Raw genomic sequence first — 4679 nt, 5'->3', positions numbered from 1 at the left:
GAGTTTAGTAAATTTAAAGGATACGATGTGGTTAAGCTTGGGACTTGTGGCACTACTGGAAAAATTGGGGAGCCAGCTTTACCGGTAGTAAGTCTATCATTTCTTATTCCACCAAGTGCATCTGTTACAAAAGTCGAAGTAATTGATTATGAGAAAGAAGATATTGCAGGTGAATATAACATATTACCCGCACAGCATCCTATACCATTCATTGATGATTTTGAGCCACCTCCATTTGTGGAACCCAAACCAGAGGTCTATAGTTCAACACAATCCTATCCTGGCAAAGTTGTTGAGTTTCCCTATACTGGAACAATGAGTGGTTACCGCATAGGGGGCGTAATTGTTTACCCCTTGCAGTATATGCCGGTGGTCAAGAAGCTCAACCTTTATACTAAGATTGAACTCTGTATTACATATAAAGAAGGAGTGTGCCCAGTAAGTGCTAAGTCTATGAGACAGAATGAAGTCTTTGGAGATATACTCAAAGGGATAGTTGTAAATCATGAAGATATTGCGAGATTCACGCCGTCCATTAGTAAAGCTGGTGCAAATACAGAATATGTAATTATCACTGATACAACTAAGGTTGGCTCTTATTTTGGTACACTTGTATCATGGAAAGAATCGAGACCAGTTAGGCCAATATCTGCGAAACTTGTAGACCTTTCTTGGATTAAGGCGCATGCTGGAGTAGAGTATGGCACAGGAAGAGACCTCGCTGAGACAATTCGTAACTTTATTAAATATGCACATGAAAATTGGGGTACAATCTGGGTCTTATTAGGTGGTGATGTAGACTTGATACCTTGCAGGATTGCTAATTGTCATCTCCTACTTTCTTATGGGGGTGATATCCCTTCTGATCTATATTTTTCAGACCTTGACGGTGATTGGGATGCGGATAAGAATGGCGAGTTTGGAGATGAAGAAGGGGACTTAGCTCCTGATATGTATCCAGATGTATTTGTTGGTAGAGCATCAGTCTCTATTCCTGAGGAATGTACTACCTTTGTAAATAAAGTCTTGACCTATGAAGGAAGCCGGCCATCAGATTATGTAAAGAAAGAACTTTTAATTGGTGAGCACTTATTCGTTGGCATATGGGGTAGGATAGTCAACGATTCAATAGCTACTATTACACCTCCAGATTATACAATAACTAAATTGTACGAATCTTTGGGGAATGTGAACAAAGAGGCGGTAATTAACCATATTAATTCTGGATATCATTTTATCCATCATGCTGCACATGGTAACACAAATGTTATAAGTACAGGACCTGATAGGCTCGATACTACAGATGTAGATAATCTAACAAATGGGGATTTACTCTCTATCTATGTGGCAATCTCTTGTATGGTTGGCGCATTTGATTGGGGTAATTGTATAGTGGAGCATTTTATGAACAATCCAAACGGAGGCACTGTTGCATGGGTAGGAAACTCAAGGTATGGTTGGGGACATTTCTTGGACCTGGACCATCAGAGAGGTTAGATATAGCCTTCTTTGATTGGGTTTTTAATCATAATGGTTATTCTGCGGGTGTAGCCTTGCAGAAGGCAAAGGCAATGCTTATTCCAGAAGCAAAGAAAAGGAGCTGGTTGGACTTTTGGGTTCCAAGGTATTGTGTATATGAGCTCAACCTATTTGGTGACCCAGAGTCACCTATCTTCCTTGGAACTGAGCCCCAAATTGATACTGTGCCACCTGTTATATCTAATATCCAGGCGATAGATATAGGAGAGCATGAAGCAACTATTACCTGGTATACAGATGAGCCAAGCCACTCAGAAGTAGAATATGGTGAGACTTCAGAATATGGAAATACAATCTCTAAAGACGCACTTGTTAAACACCATCAGATATTGCTGATTAACCTGAAAGCTAATACTCAATACCATTATCAGGTAAAATCAAGAGATTTGGATGGTAACACTTGTGAATCTGGTGACGATACTTTTACAACACTGGCTGATGTCACAGCACCTGAGATTTCTTCAGTTTATGCATATAACATTGAAAGTTCAAGTGCTACCATTAACTGGACTACAGATGAACCATGCAGTTCACAGGTAGAGTATGGTTTCACTACCTCTTATGGGTCTGAGACTACAGTGAATCCAGCATTAGTTAAAAATCACTCTGTTAAATTGGAAGAATTAACTCCAAATGAAACTTACCATTATCGGGTGAAATCATGGGATGAATATGGTCATCTTGGTACATCTATCAACTATACTTTTACCACACTACCTTCTACTCCAAAGTATGAACTCTCAGCACTTTTGAGTCTAAAATTAGACAGTCAATTAGGAACTGGAGTAGGGACTGCTACTTTTGTTGACCTAAATAATAATGGAGATTTAGAAATAATAACTGCGGGTCCCTCTGCATATACTATTACTGGAGAAAAGCTGTGGCAGAAGAGAAAAGTAAGTTATTCACCACCTGTAGTTGGTGATATCAATGGGGATGGAACATTTGAAATTATTGGTGTTGGCATGGAAGACCTCTTTTGGCCTCGCGATATAACCTGGCTATATGCAGTGAATGCAAATGCAACCGGTGATACTCTATGGAGGGTTGCCCTTCAACCTCGCGCAGCCTATATATTTTATACCATGTCATCACCTGCACTTGCTGATATCAACGGTGATAATATATTGGATGTTATAGTCACTAACTATAATGGAAAAGTGTATGCTTTCAATGGACCCACCGGGGAGGAAATCTGGGAGTCACTTTTAATTGACTATGGAACATTTAGCTCTCCTGTAATAGCTGATATTGACAAGGATGGAAGTTTAGAGATACTTATAGGCGGCGGGTTTGATAGGCATTTATATGTGTTGAATTCAAGTGATGGCACTGTGAAGTGGAGTTATGAATTTACAGGTGAGCCATTTACTTTTACTGGTATGGTGTTTGCTACACCTATTGTTGCAAACCTTATTGGTGATGAGCAATTAGAGGTGATTGTCCCTGTTAGGGATGTGGGTCTTTATGTATTCAATTCTAATGGCTCAGTATTGTGGCATAAACCAATTCTTCAAGGGGATGCTTTCTACTCACCTGTGATAGGTGATATTGATAAGGATGGTTCATTGGAGATAGTAGTTGGAATTGGGGCATGTCTCTATGTATTTAAAGGCAATGGGACAGAACTATGGTCTTTTCATATAGATCCTAGACATAAAGTAACTTCACCTGCCTTAGCTGACCTTGATGGTGACAACTACTTGGAAATAATATTTGTAGAAGCTGCTACAGGGTATAATCGTAGCAAACTTTACATCCTCAGCTATGATGGAAAAGAATTAGGGAATACACTTGTTAATCTTAATTTGATGGGGTCACAGCCTACTATCGCAGATATAGATGGAGACGGTAGATTTGAAGTAGTGATAGGGACAATAGATACGTCCGGTGTTAGTATGGGTATACCCATACGGGTTGATAGGATGCAAGTTTTCAAGGTAGAGGGTAGTGGTGCAGAACCTGGAGAAGTTGAGTGGGGTGGATTCCAGCATGATATATGGCATACAGGACTGTACGGATTTAAGCCATATGTAGGTGAACACTCTGATACATTCACATGCGAGTTTGACTGCTATGAAGTAGTCATAACTTCCAATTGTGATATAGATGCATTTACTTACAATAATCGAGAAAAAGAGATAAGCTTTAATGCTGAAACTCCAACAAGTATGACTGGATACTGTAAGGTTGTAGTGCCTTGGGACATGCTCTATAAAGGGTTTACAGTGAAAGTTGATGATAGTGAGCCTACAACCTGTGAGATTACAGAATTTGAGCCAGATTCTACTGTGCTATACTTTACTTTTACTCCTGGGTCTCATACTATTGATATCCATGCATCCGTATGTGTTGGTGATATAAATGAGGATGGTAAGATTCGGGTAGATGATATATTGACGGTAGCACAGCTCTTCGGAATAAATTATCCCCATCCAGATTGGGTCCGACGTGCTGATGTAAATAAAGATAACAAGATACGTGTAGATGATATCCTCTATGTGGCCAAACTTTTTGGCGCTGGTAAAGGAGGTGACATATCTTCGATCCCGGTTAGCTCCTTAGCCAATACTACAGCTACAAAGGAACTCAATTCTTTGAATCCTAAGGTTGCTATACCAAAGACTTCTGTAATGTCAGTTGAGCCATGCACTATCATTGCTGGGGAGAAAGGTATTGGAGTTGGTGATACTTTTAGGGATTCAATTTATGTCAGTGGTATCAGTTCATCACAATCTCTGGCTGGGTGGGATGCTTTAATCAGGTATGACCCTAATGTATTAGAAATTGATTGTTCCAGCTATGAGGAGGGCCCTTTTTTAAAGAGTGTAGCGCCGACTCTTAAACTCTGTGACTATACTGACCCGGGCAAGATACTAATCGGTGCCTGTTTCTTCCCATCAGTACCTGAAGTTGGTGCAGTTGGGAGTGGTACTCTTGCTTATCTCAGATGGAAAGTGGTTGGTGAAGGAAATTCACCGATAGACATAGATGAAACTGACACCCGCCTTCAAGACATTGATAATAACCATATTCCATTCACTGCAATTGATGGCTATTTTAAGTGGAGTCCAACAGGAATTGAAGAAGCTTCTATGGGCAAAATAAATGAGGTATTATTACAGAGCTATCCAAATCCA

Annotated in this window: 2 protein-coding genes; both read left to right on the top strand. The window is 39.9% G+C overall.

What is annotated here, in order from left to right; all coding sequences use genetic code 11:
- A partial coding sequence (locus QMD71_09855) for a C25 family cysteine peptidase (protein MDI6841128.1) occupies positions 1-1497 on the top strand: 1497 nt, incomplete at its 5' end.
- The coding region (locus tag QMD71_09850) for an FG-GAP-like repeat-containing protein (GenBank protein ID MDI6841127.1) at positions 1434-4679 on the top strand (3246 nt) is incomplete at its 3' end. The genes QMD71_09855 and QMD71_09850, both read left to right, overlap by 64 nt.

The organism is bacterium (genome assembly GCA_030018315.1).
GTDB lineage: Bacteria > Hydrothermota > UBA3073 > JACQXS01 > JAGMCI01 > JASEGA01.
The sequence above is the reverse complement of the archived record's forward strand: the minus strand, read 5'-3'. Positions and strand labels throughout refer to the sequence as shown.